Here is a 13,337-nt window from a genome sequence, read left to right as displayed (position 1 = left end):
TAATGGCAAATCATGATCTCAAGTCGCTGAGTATTCAGGAACTCAAATCGTTGCAGAAGAAAGTCGAACGTGAATTGGCAGGCCGCGACAAGCGCCAGCGCAAGGAAGCGTTGAATGCGGTGCGCGAAAAAGCCAAGCAATTGGGCTATTCGCTGGATGACCTGGTACCCGGCCGAAAGTCCGAGGGCGCGGTCACGCCGACGGGCTCCAACCCCAAGCCGAAATCGCGCGCCCCGGCAGCGCCGAAATACCGCAGCAAGGACGACCCAAAGCTGACCTGGAGCGGTCGTGGCCGTCCGCCTGCATGGATCAAGGACGCACGCGAAAAAGGCATCGACATCGAAACGATGCGGATCAAGGATTGATCTGTCATATGCCTCGGCGCGGTGTCATGACCTCGCCCGATAATTAGAATGAGCATGAACGCGGCGCCGAAAGGGGTCGCGTTCTTTGCTGGAGCACAGCCGATACCGCTCTGCGACGCTCAGCCGTAATCGCGTTCTCCGAAAATCGCACTTCCGACGCGGATATGCGTGGCGCCCTGTGCAATGGCGGATTCGAAATCTCCGCTCATTCCCATCGACAATCCCGCCAAATCGTTTCTTTTCGCGATTTTTGCCAATAGGGCGAAATGCAGGCTGGGTTCTTCCTCGGCGGGCGGAATGCACATCAATCCTTTGATGGGCAAATCCAGCGCGCGGCATTCCGCAATGAAATCATCAGCGTCTTTGGGCGAAACACCCGCCTTCTGATCTTCTTCGCCGGTGTTGATCTGGATAAAAAGTTCGGGGCAATGCCCTTCTTCTTCCGCGATGCGAGCGATTGTCTTGGCCAGCTTCGGACGGTCCACGGAATGGATTACCTGGAAGAGCTCGAAGGCTTGGCGGACCTTGTTGGTTTGCAGCGGGCCGATCAGATGCAATTCGATTCCATCGTATTTCTCTCGGAAGGCGGGCCATTTCCCTGCGGCTTCCTGCACGCGGTTTTCGCCGAATATACGGTGGCCCTCCTGCAACACCGCTTCTACGCGGCTGTCGGGCTGCACCTTCGAGACTGCGATCAGTGCCGCGCTATCGGCGCTGCGTCCGGCAGCGGAAAGGGCAGCATCCATGCGGGCGGTAATTTCGGTCAGGCTCATGAGACGCTCTTGATCAGGTGTTGCATTCGCTGGCAGTTAAACCTCTGCGCGGCAGGATGCAAAGGCGCAAGGCGGCACCTTGGCGCACCGGCGCAACCTGCCAGCGCCGCCTTGCCGCAAACACCTTGCCCCGTCCCGCCGCGTTGGTTACTAGGGGATGAGGCAACGTCGGACGGTAACATGATGCTCTATTCGGTTAAACGCGCGGTCTGCGCCCTTGCGGCACTGACGATTTTGGGTGCCTGCGGGGACGAGCCAGCAACATTCGATCCCGATGCAGTCGTCGTCGAAAGTGGACGTGAGGCCAAAGGGCCCGCGCGCGTCGGCGTCAAACCGAGCGAGCCGGGCGGCTCGATCCTCGATATCTTTCGCGGCGGCGATGCCAGCGTCAAAGTCAACCGCTACCTTTGGACGGCATCATTGCAAGTCCTTGATTTCCTGCCCATCCAATCCGCAGACCCGTTCACCGGCGTGATCTCGACGGGCTACGGGATACCGCCCGGCGGTGGGCGTGCCTATCGCGCAACGATCCTGATCAGCGATCCGGCGCTCGACGCGCGTTCGTTGAACGTGGCGCTGTCGTCGCAAAGCGGGCCGGTCGATGCCGATACGCGCCGCGCGGTCGAGGACGCGATCCTGTCGCGCGCCCGTCAGCTGCGTATCCAAGCCGAAAACTACTGACAAAGGCGCGCAGCCCGTCACTCAGGTGACGAGCGGCGTTTCCATGATCTCATTCACCCACGCCATCTGTCGGGGCAGGCAGATGGTCTCCAGATCGTATTTTTCGATCATCGACTTGCGCGCCGCCGCGCCCAGCCGCGCACGGGCTTCCTCGTCGTCAAGCAGCTCGCTCACCCGGCGCACAAGGGTTTGACGGTCGAAGAAATCCACGAGCAGCCCCGTCTCGCCATCCGTAATCACCTCGCGCACGGGCGCCGTATCGCTGGCGACGATGGCCGCGCCGCAGGACATTGCCTCCATCAATGACCAACTCAGGACGAACGGGTAGGTCAGGTAGACATGCACCCGGCTCAGCTGCAGGATGCGCGTGAAATCTTCGTGCGGGATGCGCCCCAGAAAATGCACGCGGCGCCAGTCGTCCGGCATCATGCGGTCCGCCACCTCCTCGCGGAAGATCTGCTTCCACGTTCGGCCCTTGGGCGGCGCGCTGCCGTAGCTGGTCTCATCGCCGCCGATGATGATCACACGGGCATCGGGACGTGCGCGCAGAAGATCGGGCAGCGCCCGCATGAAGACATGATAGCCGCGATAGGGCTCAAGATTGCGGTTGATGAATGTGATGACCTCAGTGTCCCGCGTGAAGGGCGCGTGGCCCTTCAAAGTGACCTTTACATCGGGCTTTGGCGCCGACCAGCTTGTGTCGATTCCGTCATGGCAAACGGTGATACGGTTGCGAAATTCGGGCGGGAAGGTATCGGCCTGAAATTCCGTCGGGCTTAGCCCCGCCTCGGCGACCGGGAAGTGCAGATGGTTGCCAAGATTTTTCAGCCGGATGCGCAGAGGCTGCACCTCGGGCTCTTCGCTGGCGAATTCCGGATCGAAATCCAGATGCGGATAGCCCGCCTGATGATAAAGCTCGCAATAAAGCGCCATGCGCGCGCCCGGCCACAGATCGCGCAGGAACATCGATTCGCCCCAGCCGTGATGCGCCAGGATCAGATCGGGCGCATAGCCTTCATCCGCCAGCGCGCGCGCCGCGCGCCAGCACGCCTCGCCGCGCGTCACTTTGGTGTCGAGGTCGATCAGCCAGGGATGCACCTGCTGGGCGCGCCGCTCGGGCAGGGCATAGGGGATAACGCGGACGCCGCGCCAGGTGGACTGTTCTTTCACTTTCAGCGTCAGCGCGGTGCACTCATGGCCCGCCGCGGCAAGGGCAGGGGCCAGATGCTTGAACTGGCCGGGGAAATTTTGATGGATAAAGAGGATTTTCATCGCGCCTGCCTGCCTGCGGTGCCCGGTTCGGGGTCTGAACCTTGTATAGGCGCGCGCCGATGGCCTGCAAAGCCTCGCATTTTTGTGCCGCGCCACTGGACGCTGGCGCGCGCGCGGCCTATCACCCTTTGCCAATGACTGCGCGCTGCCTCGCGCCAATTTCAATGCCCGTGAAAGAGCCTGCCATGCCCCGCTATTCCGCCGCCGAGATCGAAGCCAACTGGCAAAAAGCCTGGGACGAAGCCGGAATTTTCCGCGCCGAGGCGGGCGGCGACAAGCCGAAATATTACGTGCTCGAGATGTTCCCCTATCCGTCGGGGCGCATCCATATGGGCCATGTGCGCAACTACACGATGGGCGACGTGATCGCGCGGCACAAGTTAGCGACGGGGCATAACGTGCTGCACCCGATGGGCTGGGACGCCTTCGGCATGCCCGCCGAGAATGCCGCGATGGCGATTGGCGGCCATCCCAAGGATTGGACCTACGGCAATATCGCCGAGATGCGCAAACAGATGAAGCCGCTGGGCCTTTCCATCGACTGGTCCCGCGAATTCGCCACGTGCGATCCAGAATATTACGGCCAGCAGCAGGCGCTCTTCCTCGACATGCTGGAGGCGGGGCTGGTCTATCGCAAGAACGCGGTCGTCAACTGGGATCCGGTGGACATGACCGTTCTGGCGAACGAGCAGGTCGAGAACGGGCGCGGCTGGCGCAGCGGCGCCGAGGTTGAGCGGCGCGAGCTGACCCAATGGTTTTTTGCCATTTCGGACATGGCCGAGGAACTCCTGGAGGCGCTGGACGGCCTTGACGACTGGCCCGCCAAGGTCCGGCTGATGCAGGAAAACTGGATCGGCAAATCGCGCGGCCTGCAATTTGCCTTTGGCCTGGGTGACGGCCCCGAAGGTCATGACCGCGTCGAGGTCTACACCACCCGACCCGACACGCTGATGGGCGCCAGTTTCATTGCCATATCGCCCGATCATCCGCTTGCCAGGAAACTGGAGCAGGGCGATGCGGATCTGGCCGCGTTTTCAGCCGAGTGCCGCAAGGGCGGGACCACCGAAGAGGCGCTGGAGAAGGCGGAAAAGCGCGGCTATGACACCGGCCTGACCGTGCGCCATCCCTTCGATACGTCTTGGGAATTGCCGGTCTATGTCGCCAATTTCGTGCTGATGGACTATGGCACCGGCGCCGTATTCGGCTGCCCGGCGCATGACCAGCGCGATTTCGACTTCGCGGTGAAATATGGTTTGCCAATCATCCCGACCTTCCTGCCCGAGCAAGGGGCGAGCGAAGAATTCACCGAAGCCTTCGTGCCGCCCAAGACGCAGATCGTCCATTACATCCGCGGCTTTGCCGGCGAGGCGGACCAGACGGCGCATACCGCAATTGATGCCGCCATCGCGTTTTGCGAAAATAACGGCGTTGGCCATGGCGTGACAAAGTTCCGCCTGCGTGATTGGGGCCTTTCGCGCCAGCGCTACTGGGGCTGCCCGATCCCCGTGGTCCATTGCGACACCTGCGGCGTGGTGCCGGAGCGCAAGGAAAACCTGCCCATCCGTCTGCCTGATGATGTGACCTTCGACGTGCCGGGCAATCCGTTGGACCGGCATCCGACATGGCGCGATGCGCCTTGCCCCAAATGCGGCGCAGCGGCGCGGCGCGAGACGGATACGATGGACACCTTCGTCGACAGCTCGTGGTATTTCGCGCGCTTCACCGCGCCGCATGCGGACACGCCCACCGATCTGGCAGCGGCGGAATACTGGATGAATGTGGACCAGTATATCGGCGGGATCGAGCACGCGATCCTGCACCTCCTCTACAGCCGCTTCTTCGCCCGCGCGATGCGCATCACCGGCCACCTGCCGCAAAAGGCGGTCGAGCCTTTCAATGCGCTCTTTACCCAAGGGATGGTGACGCACGAGATTTATCAGACCCGCGATGCCAACGGCCGCGCGGTCTATCACCTGCCCGAGGACGTGACGGACGGCAAACTGGCCGATGGCACCGAGGTTCAGATCATCCCTTCGGCCAAGATGTCGAAATCCAAGAAGAACGTCGTCGATCCGGCCCAGATCATCGACGCCTATGGCGCCGATACCGCGCGTTGGTTCGTGCTCAGCGACAGCCCGCCCGAGCGGGATGTGGAATGGACCGCTGCCGGCGCCGAGGCCGCGCACAAGCATCTGGCCCGCGTCTGGCGCATCGCGTCCGAGATCGCGGCCAGCGACGCGCCGGACGCGCCCGAGGCCGATGAGGCGCTCTTGCGCGAGATGCACAAGGCCATTCACGATGTCAGCACAGGGGTCGAATCCTTCGGCTTCAACGCGGCCATCGCGCGGCTTTACGCCTTCACCGCCGCACTCGCCAAAAGCGAGGCGGGTACGGCGGCCAGGCGCGCGGCGGCCCGCACGCTGGCGCAGCTGATGTCGCCCATGACGCCGCATCTGGCCGAAGAGCTGTGGACGATGCTGGGCGGCGAGGGCCTTGTCGCGCTGGCACCCTGGCCGGCGGCGGACCCTGCCATGCTGATCGACGACACGATCACGCTGCCGGTCCAGATCAACGGCAAACGGCGCACCGAAATCGAGGTGCCGCAGGACATGCCCAAGGATGAGGTTGAAAAGATCGCACTGGCGACGGATGCTGTGCAAAAGGCGCTGGAGGGCGGCGCGCCCAAGAAGGTGATCGTCGTGCCGGGCCGTATCGTCAACGTCGTGATCTGATCGCGCAGTAGGAGCAATCCCTTGAGCTTACCCCACCCCACGCGCCGCGCCTTTGCCTTTGGCCTTCTGGCTGTGCTGCCGGCATGCGGCTTTACCCCGGTCTACGGTGTGAATGGTGCGGGGACCGCATTGCAAGGCGCCGTGCTGGCCGATGATCCGGTCACGCGTGAAGGATTCCTCTTGGTGCGCGAGCTTGAGGCGCGGCTGGGCCGTGCCGATCCGGGGCAATATGGCCTCAGCTATTCGGTCGGCATCGAATCCGAATCCGTGGCGATTTCCGCGACCAACGTCACCACGCGCTATAATCTTCTGGGCGCGGTGACCTATGCGCTGCGGGATCTGAATACGCAGGCGGTCATCACCAGTGGCAAGGTCAGCAATTTCACCGGCTATTCCGCCTCCGGCTCGACAGTTGCAACGCAGGCCGCCGAGCGGGACGCGCGCGAGCGGCTGATGACCATGCTGACTGATCAGATCATCACACGGCTGATCGTGGCCGCGCCCAGATCGGGCCTATGAAGCTTAGCCCCCGCGACGCGCCCGGCTATTTCGCCCGCCCCGAGGCGGCGCGCGCGGGCCTTCTGATCTACGGCGCCGATGCGATGCGCATCGCGCTGCGCCGGGCCGAGGTGATCGCGGCCCTTGTCGGCCCCACGGGCGAGGAGGAGATGCGCGTCACCCGCATGCCGGCGGGCGAGCTGCGCAAGGATCCCGCGCGGCTTAACGACGCGGTCAAGGCGGCCAGTTTCTTTCCCGGCCCGCGCGTCGCCTTTGTCGAGGACGCCACCGAGGCGCTGGCTGCGCCCATACTTGCGGCGCTGGAGGATTGGCGCGAGGGCGATGCGCAGATCATCGTGACGGCGGGCCAGCTCAAGCCGACATCCAAACTGCGCAAGACCTTCGAGGCGCATAAAAACGCTTACGCCGCCGCCATTTATGAAGAGCCGCCCAGCCGCGCCGAGATCGAGGCGATGCTGCAAAAATCTGGCCTGAAGAATATCGGCCAAGAGGCGATGCGCGACCTCAATGACCTTGGCCGCGCGCTCGACCCCGGCGATTTTCGTCAGACAGTGGAGAAGCTGGCCCTATACAAGCTGAACGATGACGGCCCCGTCACACCCGAGGATATCGCCGCCTGCGCGCCCGCCTCGGTCGAGGCGGATCTGGACGACATCCTGCATATCGTGGCCGAGGCCCGGTCGGGCGAGATCGGACCGATGATGAAGCAGTTGCGCGCCCAGGGCGTGCAGCCCGTCGGCCTCGTCATCGCGGCCTCGCGGCATTTCCGGGGGCTCTACACGGCGGCCTCCGATCCCGGTGGCGTCAGCCAGGGCATCGCGCGGATGCGCCCGCCGGTCTTTGGCCCGCGCCGCGACCGGATGCAGCGGCAGGCGCAGGCATGGGGCGCGGCCAATTTGCAATCAGCGCTGGGCGTTCTGACCGAAGTGGACCTGACCCTGCGCTCGGCCGGGCAGACGGCGCCGCAAATGGCCTTGGTCGAGAGGGCGCTGATCCGGCTGGCGATGATGGTGCGGCGCTAGTCGCTGCCGGGCGGGCATCCTGCCTCGATCATGGCAAAGAATTCGGCGCCAGTCATGCGGTGGTGATCGCCGCTCAGCGCGTAGCCGCCCGGCTTCTCGTCGATGAACAGCTCTTCGGCGAGGGTGATCCCCGACGGATCGTCGAGCGCGCCCATATTGACGTAGAATGTCCCATCCTGCGGGCCTGCCATGGTCAAACGGAACCAGAGCCCGCTGCCGCAGCGGGTGCAAAATGCCCGTTCGCCCCAGTCGGAGGAGGAATAGACGCCTATTGGCGCGCTCTCGCCAATCTCCAGTCCATCCTTCGGCACCTCGACGGATGTCAGAATGCCCCCCGACCATTTGCGGCACATGCTGCAATGGCAGGCTGCTGCCTGCTTGACGGGGGTGGTAATGGTGAATTTGGCGGCGCCGCACAGGCAGGATCCGGTATGGGGCATTGCCTTGATCTCCAAATGCGCGGCCCAGACTTACTCGGCGGGCGCGGTGTCGTCTGTTGTTTCAGGCGCTGCGGTCTCAGGCGCTGCGGTCTCGGATGCGGCTTCTGGTACGCTGTCGGCTGTCGCCGCGGGTGCGCCCTCGGGCGCTGCATTCGTCGCGGGCTTGCCCGGCTCGGCGGCCAGCGCGCCGTTCTGCCATTGGCCGGTCTCTTCCTGACCGGTCGCGTAGCGCATCGTGCCGGTGCCCTGGCGCTTGCCATCGACAAAAAGCCCCTCGTAGACGTCACCATTGGCATAGGTGGCCACACCGCGCCCGTTGATTTCGCCGTTTTGCCACTCGCCCTCGTAGACGAAGCCGTCGGGCATCTCGATCTTGCCCTGACCGTCGCGTTGCCCGGCGGTGAAGCCGCCGGTATAGACGGTGCCATCGGGGTAGGTGGCCGTGCCCTGGCCTTCGCGCTCGCCCTCGACCCAGTCGCCCTCATAGCGGTAGCCGTCGGCATAGGTCATCACGCCCTGGCCGTGATTGCGCGCATTCTTGAACATGCCATCATAGACGAGGCCGCTGGTATAGGTCGCGCGGCCAACGCCTTCGATCACCCCGTCGACCCACTGGCCCTCGTAAGTGTCGCCATTGGCATAGGTGATCTTGCCCTCGCCATTGGCCTGATCGTCGCGGAATTCGCCCTCGTAGACCGACCCGTCGGGATAGGTCACCCGCCCTGAGCCCGAGATGCGCCCCGCGACCCAGGAGCCGGTATAGACATAGCCGTCGGTCCCGGTGAAGGTGCCCTGACCGTCGCGCTTGTCATCGACGAACTGGCCTTCGTAGATATCGCCGTTGTCATAAACAACGCGGCCCTCGCCCTCGCGGCGGCCCGCGACCAGATCGCCCTCGTAGACATCGCCATTGGGCTGGGTCAGCTTGCCCGCGCCGTCGATCTGCCCGTCCTTCCAGAGGCCGGAGTAGATCAGACCGTCGGGCATCGTCAGCGTGCCGGTGCCGTCGCGCGCACCGCGCCGGACTTCGCCCTCATAGGTGGCGCCATCGGGGTAGGTGATCGAGGCGCTGCCCTCCTTGATACCCTCGACCCAATCGCCCTCATAGACATAGCCATTGGTCGAGGTCATCGTGCCGCGCCCGTGATGCATCGCGTTCAGGAACTCGCCCTCATAGCGGACGCCATTGGCATAGACGGCCGTGCCGCGCCCCGTGATCTTGCCGTTGACCCACTGGCCCTCATAGGTGCCGCCATCGGTAAAGACGATCTTGCCCACGCCATTGGGCTTGCCCAGGGCAAACTCGCCCTCATAAACGGATCCGTTGGGAAAGCGCGCCGTGCCGCTGCCCTTGATCTCGCCCTCGCTCCAATCGCCGGTATATTCATAGCCGTTGGGCAGCGTGTAGGTGCCGGTGCCGTGCTGGAGGCCATCCTTGAACGTGCCCTCGTAAACGCCGCCATCGTCATATTGCTTGGTCTGAATCGCGTCATCTTGCGCGTACGCGCCGGATGCGCTCATGCCCGCGCCAAGCGCCAGAGTGACTGCGAATACGAATTGCCTTGCCGTAATGGATACCATTGCCTGCCCCGGATGCCCTTGCCCGCGACGTCGCGCGGCTTTGGCAGAAGGTAAAGGACCGCCCCCATCGGGGCAACGCGATTCGGTCAAATCGGCTTTCCTCCGCGCGCGCGTCTGCTAGATGTTGGGGCGAAACGGAAGGAAGCGCAGAATGTCCCATCGGCCCGGTACGTCCGACACCTCAGGCACCTCCGGCAGGTTTCGCCTGACGCTGGCCCAACTGAATGCTACCGTGGGCGACATCAAAGGCAATATCGCGCAAGTCCGCGCCGCCTGGGCCGAGGCGCGGGACGCGGGCGCCGACATGCTGGCCCTGCCCGAGATGTTCGCTACCGGGTACAACACCCAGGATCTGGTGATGAAGCCCGTCTTTCACCAGGAGGCGATCGCGGCCATCCACGCGCTCGCCGCCGACTGCGCAGACGGGCCTGCGATTGCGATCGGCGGCCCGGCACTGGAGGGGGCGGAACTCTTCAACGCATATTACGTCCTTCAAGGCGGCACTGTGACGGCGCGCGTGCTCAAGCATCACCTGCCCAACGAGACGGTGTTTGATGAGATGCGCCTTTACGGCTCGGCCCCCGTGGCGGGGCCCTATACGGTCGGGCCGGTGCGGATCGGCAGCCCGATCTGCGAGGACGCCTGGCACGAGGACGTGGCCGAGACGCTCGCCGAGACAGGCGCGCAGATCCTTCTGGTGCCCAACGGCTCGCCTTATTACCGGGGCAAGATGGAGACGCGCCAGACCATCATGGTCAGCCGCGTGGTCGAGACGGGCCTGCCGCTGGTCTACCTCAACCTCGTGGGCGGTCAGGACGATCAGGTGTTCGACGGGGGCAGTTTCGTGCTGAACCCCGCCGGCGGGCTGGCGGTGCAGATGCCGGTTTTCGAGACCGGGCTGGCCCATGTTGATTTCATTCAAGGCCCCGAGGGCTGGCGCGCCGAGGCCGGGGTGCTTGCGCATATCCCGGACCAGATGGAGCAGGATTATCACGCCATGGTCCTCAGCTTGCGCGATTACATGCGCAAGACCGGCTTCAAGAAGGTGCTGCTGGGCCTCTCGGGGGGCATCGACTCGGCCATCGTTGCGGTCATCGCCGCGGACGCACTGGGTGCGGGCAACGTGCGCTGCGTCATGCTGCCCTCGGAATATACCAGCCAGGCGTCGCTTGATGACGCGCAGGCCGTGGCCGAGGCGCTGGGCTGCGCCTATGATTTTGTGCCTATCGACAAGGGGCGCGCGGCGATCACCGAAACGCTTGCACCGCTCTTTGCCGGACACGCCGAAGACCTGACCGAAGAAAACATCCAATCCCGCCTGCGGGGCCTTTTGCTGATGGCGATGTCCAACAAGTTCGGAGAAATGCTGCTGACCACGGGCAACAAATCCGAGGTCGCGGTGGGCTATTCCACGATCTATGGCGACATGAATGGCGGCTACAACCCGATCAAGGACCTCTACAAGACCCGCGTGTTCGAGATGTGCCGCTGGCGCAACGCCACTCATCGCGCGTGGATGATGGGCCCGGAGGGCGAGGTGATCGCGCCGCGCATCATCGACAAGCCGCCCTCGGCCGAGCTGCGAGAGGACCAGAAAGACAGCGACTCGCTGCCCGATTATCCGGTGCTGGATGCGATACTGCAGATCCTGGTCGACGGGGATGGCAGCATTGACGACTGCGTCAAGGCAGGCTTTAGCCGCGAAGATGCGGCGCGGGTCGAACATCTGATTTATATCAGCGAATACAAACGCTTTCAGTCCGCGCCGGGCACGCGCCTTAGCAAACATGCCTTCTGGTTGGACCGGCGATATCCAATCGCCAATCGCTGGCGGGACGGCGCGGCAGGCTGACTGCGGGACGCGCTGCGCGCGATCGAGTATTTTTGCCAAGATGAAATTGGAGCCACGCGCGGCGTGCCGCGGGAACGAAAGAGGCCGGCAGTGCATTGCTTAGGGGAACCCCGTTCAAGGAGACCCAAATGTCCGGCACACGCCTTTTGATCCTGTTTTATTCCACCTACGGCACCAATCACGAGATGGCGACTTGCGCAGAAGAGGCGGCGCGTGCGGCGGGTGCCGAGGTGCGCTTGCGCCGTGTGCGCGAGACGGCGCCGCAAGAGGTGATTGACGGGCAGGACGCCTGGACAGAGCAAGTCGCGCGGATGAAGGACATCCCCGAGGCCGCTCCCGAGGATATGGAATGGGCGAGCGCCTATCTGATCTCGGCGCCGACGCGGTTTTCGTCCATGCCCAGCCAGATGCAGGCGTTTTTCGACACGCTGGGCCCGCTGTGGCAAAAGGGTGTGATGGCGAACAAGGTGGCGGGCGGCATGACCTCGACCCAGAGCGCGCATGGCGGGCAGGAGACCACATTGATGCACCTGCACGCCACGCTGATTCACTGGGGCTGCATCGTGGCCGCGCCGGGCTATACCGATGACATCATGTTCGAGCTGGGCAACCCCTATGGTGCGACGGCGATCGCGGGGGAGGTCAACGACACCGTCAAGGGCGCGATCCGGCATCAAACCAAGCGCATGATTGGGATCGCGGACAAGCTGGGCAGCTAAGGCCCGGCTATTCCCACCAACGGTCGATGCTGGCGATGTCGTCATCTGACCACCCGAAATGATGGGCGAACTCATGCACTGTCACATGGGCCACAAGCTCTTCCAGCGTGACCCCCTCGCGCGTTTCCAGCTCCGCAAGGATCGGCTGGCGAAAAAGCCAGACCGTATCGGCATAAGGCGCGGGAAAGGCGGTTGATTTCTCGGTCATCGGGACGCCATCGTAGAGCCCGGTCAGCTCCATCGGATCGTCCATGCCCAGATCGGCGAGCATGCGGGCGTCCGGAAGATCCTCGACTTGCAGCACCACTTGCCTTGCGGCGGCTGCGAAGGGCGCTGGCAGCACGGCGATTGCGGCCAGCGCGATCTCTTCGATCCGGGCGAGGGTGGGGGTGGGTTTCATCCTACCCATATGGGGCCTGCGCCGCGCGAAGGAAAGCTGCGCGGTGCAGGTCTTTCAGCTTCAGTCAGAGACGGAGCTGATAGCTCTCGGGAACATAACCATAGCCATCGCCACGTGCCTCGACAAAGCCCATGGCGGGGAACGGCATGTGATAGCCGATAAACGGCATCCGCTCGGCCACCAGCATGTCCAGAAGCTTGCGCCGTGTGGCGGCGGCGGCGGGTTTGTCCATGTCGAATTTCACCTCCCAATCCGGCTGTTCAAGCGAGAAGACCGGATGGTTGGCGAAGTCGGCGGCGATCAGCAGGGATTTGCCTTCACTCTCGATGCGGTAGGCCATGTGACCCGGCGTGTGACCGAAGGCTTCGACTGCGGTGATGCCTGAGGCCGCATCCTCGCCGGGGGCGATCATGGTCGTTTGTTCCGCCAGCGGGCGCACCTTGGAGTCAAAGCCGTCATTCCCGGCGGCAGCCCAGTGGTCATATTCGACCGCACCCGCGATGTAGCGCGCATTGGCGAAGGTCGTGCCATTGTCGCCGCTGAGCCCGCCGATGTGATCGCCGTGCATATGCGTCAGCACCACGATGTCTACCTGATCGGCTGTGTATCCGGCGGCCTCGAGCGCAGCGGTGATGCCCTCGGGGTTGAGGCCGGTATCGAACAGAACCAGCTCTTTGCCGGTATTGACCAGCGTCGGCGTAAAGAAGAATTGCGCCTTGTCGGTGGGCAAGAGAGCGTCATTCGCGACCTGGCTGAACGTTTCGGCATCCACGTCGAGGCCGAAAATCGAATGCGGATCATCACGCGGCATCGAACCCGACAGCAAAGTCGTAACTTCGAATCCCCCCAGCGCGACGCGGCGATGGATCGCGGCGGAGGCGCCCATCATCGGGGCGGCGGCCTTTGCAGCATGGGCCAAGGGCAGCGCGGCAGCCGCGCCCAGAAGGGTGCGGCGGGTTATGTGGGAAGTGCTCATCATGT

Annotated in this window: 13 protein-coding genes; 7 read left to right on the top strand and 6 right to left on the bottom strand. The window is 63.7% G+C overall.

Annotation, left to right across the window (positions count from 1 at the left end):
• Positions 1-2 precede the first annotated feature (2 nt).
• Positions 3-365: an H-NS histone family protein gene (locus BW975_RS11900; protein WP_076534276.1), complete on the top strand. Its 363-nt coding sequence runs from the start codon at positions 3-5 to the stop codon at positions 363-365.
• 119 nt (positions 366-484) lie between these two features.
• Here BW975_RS11900 and BW975_RS11895 read toward each other — a convergent pair whose 3' ends face one another.
• Positions 485-1,138 carry a YggS family pyridoxal phosphate-dependent enzyme gene (locus BW975_RS11895; protein ID WP_076534274.1) on the bottom strand — a complete coding sequence of 218 codons (654 nt, stop codon included), beginning with the start codon at positions 1,136-1,138 and terminating at the stop codon, positions 485-487.
• 180 nt (positions 1,139-1,318) lie between these two features.
• On the opposite strand from BW975_RS11895, the gene BW975_RS11890 reads away from it, so the two are divergent.
• The gene (locus tag BW975_RS11890; protein WP_076534272.1) at positions 1,319-1,819 is read left to right on the top strand and encodes a DUF3576 domain-containing protein; all 501 of its coding nucleotides are present in this window, start codon (positions 1,319-1,321) and stop codon (positions 1,817-1,819) included.
• A gap of 21 nt (positions 1,820-1,840) precedes the next feature.
• Here the strand turns inward: BW975_RS11890 and BW975_RS11885 are convergent, their stop codons facing one another.
• Positions 1,841-3,091 (bottom strand): glycosyltransferase, encoded by a 1,251-nt coding sequence (locus BW975_RS11885; RefSeq protein WP_076534271.1) that lies wholly within the window; start codon positions 3,089-3,091, stop codon positions 1,841-1,843.
• Between the two features lie 185 nt (positions 3,092-3,276).
• On the opposite strand from BW975_RS11885, the gene leuS reads away from it, so the two are divergent.
• From leuS to holA, 3 genes are read left to right on the top strand one after another with little or no spacing between them, the layout of a single operon-like run.
• The gene (gene leuS, locus BW975_RS11880) at positions 3,277-5,823 is read left to right on the top strand and encodes a leucine--tRNA ligase (RefSeq protein WP_076534775.1); all 2,547 of its coding nucleotides are present in this window, start codon (positions 3,277-3,279) and stop codon (positions 5,821-5,823) included.
• A gap of 21 nt (positions 5,824-5,844) precedes the next feature.
• Positions 5,845-6,342 (top strand): LPS assembly lipoprotein LptE, encoded by a 498-nt coding sequence (gene lptE, locus BW975_RS11875; RefSeq protein ID WP_076534269.1) that lies wholly within the window; start codon positions 5,845-5,847, stop codon positions 6,340-6,342.
• A complete protein-coding gene (holA, locus tag BW975_RS11870) occupies positions 6,339-7,364 on the top strand; it encodes a DNA polymerase III subunit delta (protein WP_076534267.1) in 1,026 nt (341 codons plus the stop codon). Before lptE ends, holA begins: the two co-directional genes overlap by 4 nt.
• Here the strand turns inward: holA and BW975_RS11865 are convergent.
• The gene (locus tag BW975_RS11865) at positions 7,361-7,804 is read right to left on the bottom strand and encodes a GFA family protein (protein WP_076534265.1); all 444 of its coding nucleotides are present in this window, start codon (positions 7,802-7,804) and stop codon (positions 7,361-7,363) included. The two genes, holA and BW975_RS11865, sit on opposite strands and share 4 nt — an antisense overlap.
• A 30-nt stretch (positions 7,805-7,834) precedes the next feature.
• Positions 7,835-9,385: an MORN repeat-containing protein gene (locus BW975_RS11860; RefSeq protein WP_083687091.1), complete on the bottom strand. Its 1,551-nt coding sequence runs from the start codon at positions 9,383-9,385 to the stop codon at positions 7,835-7,837.
• Between the two features lie 151 nt (positions 9,386-9,536).
• Here BW975_RS11860 and BW975_RS11855 point away from each other — a divergent pair, with 151 nt between their 5' ends.
• A complete protein-coding gene (locus BW975_RS11855; protein ID WP_076534263.1) occupies positions 9,537-11,237 on the top strand; it encodes an NAD+ synthase in 1,701 nt (566 codons plus the stop codon).
• A gap of 128 nt (positions 11,238-11,365) precedes the next feature.
• A complete protein-coding gene (wrbA, locus tag BW975_RS11850; RefSeq protein WP_076534261.1) occupies positions 11,366-11,956 on the top strand; it encodes an NAD(P)H:quinone oxidoreductase in 591 nt (196 codons plus the stop codon).
• A gap of 7 nt (positions 11,957-11,963) precedes the next feature.
• Here wrbA and BW975_RS11845 read toward each other — a convergent pair whose 3' ends face one another.
• Complete coding sequence (locus BW975_RS11845; protein ID WP_076534259.1) at positions 11,964-12,365, bottom strand: metallopeptidase family protein; 402 nt, start codon at positions 12,363-12,365, stop codon at positions 11,964-11,966.
• 55 nt (positions 12,366-12,420) lie between these two features.
• Positions 12,421-13,335: an MBL fold metallo-hydrolase gene (locus BW975_RS11840; protein ID WP_076534257.1), complete on the bottom strand. Its 915-nt coding sequence runs from the start codon at positions 13,333-13,335 to the stop codon at positions 12,421-12,423.
• Positions 13,336-13,337: the final 2 nt, after the last annotated feature.

Source organism: Roseovarius nanhaiticus (assembly GCF_900156535.1).
Lineage (GTDB): Bacteria > Pseudomonadota > Alphaproteobacteria > Rhodobacterales > Rhodobacteraceae > Roseovarius > Roseovarius nanhaiticus.
The sequence above is the reverse complement of the archived record's forward strand: the minus strand, read 5'-3'. Positions and strand labels throughout refer to the sequence as shown.

Excerpts from the sequence above, each read along its gene's own strand:
- BW975_RS11900 (WP_076534276.1), top strand. The coding sequence starts at position 3 with ATGGCAAATCATGATCTCAAGTCGCTGAGTATTCAGGAACTCAAATCG.
- BW975_RS11895 (WP_076534274.1), bottom strand. The coding sequence starts at position 1,138 with ATGAGCCTGACCGAAATTACCGCCCGCATGGATGCTGCCCTTTCCGCT.
- BW975_RS11890 (WP_076534272.1), top strand. The coding sequence starts at position 1,319 with ATGATGCTCTATTCGGTTAAACGCGCGGTCTGCGCCCTTGCGGCACTG.
- BW975_RS11885 (WP_076534271.1), bottom strand. The coding sequence starts at position 3,091 with ATGAAAATCCTCTTTATCCATCAAAATTTCCCCGGCCAGTTCAAGCAT.
- leuS (WP_076534775.1), top strand. The coding sequence starts at position 3,277 with ATGCCCCGCTATTCCGCCGCCGAGATCGAAGCCAACTGGCAAAAAGCC.
- holA (WP_076534267.1), top strand. The coding sequence starts at position 6,339 with ATGAAGCTTAGCCCCCGCGACGCGCCCGGCTATTTCGCCCGCCCCGAG.
- BW975_RS11865 (WP_076534265.1), bottom strand. The coding sequence starts at position 7,804 with ATGCCCCATACCGGATCCTGCCTGTGCGGCGCCGCCAAATTCACCATT.
- BW975_RS11860 (WP_083687091.1), bottom strand. The coding sequence starts at position 9,385 with ATGGTATCCATTACGGCAAGGCAATTCGTATTCGCAGTCACTCTGGCG.
- BW975_RS11855 (WP_076534263.1), top strand. The coding sequence starts at position 9,537 with ATGTCCCATCGGCCCGGTACGTCCGACACCTCAGGCACCTCCGGCAGG.
- wrbA (WP_076534261.1), top strand. The coding sequence starts at position 11,366 with ATGTCCGGCACACGCCTTTTGATCCTGTTTTATTCCACCTACGGCACC.
- BW975_RS11845 (WP_076534259.1), bottom strand. The coding sequence starts at position 12,365 with ATGGGTAGGATGAAACCCACCCCCACCCTCGCCCGGATCGAAGAGATC.
- BW975_RS11840 (WP_076534257.1), bottom strand. The coding sequence starts at position 13,335 with ATGATGAGCACTTCCCACATAACCCGCCGCACCCTTCTGGGCGCGGCT.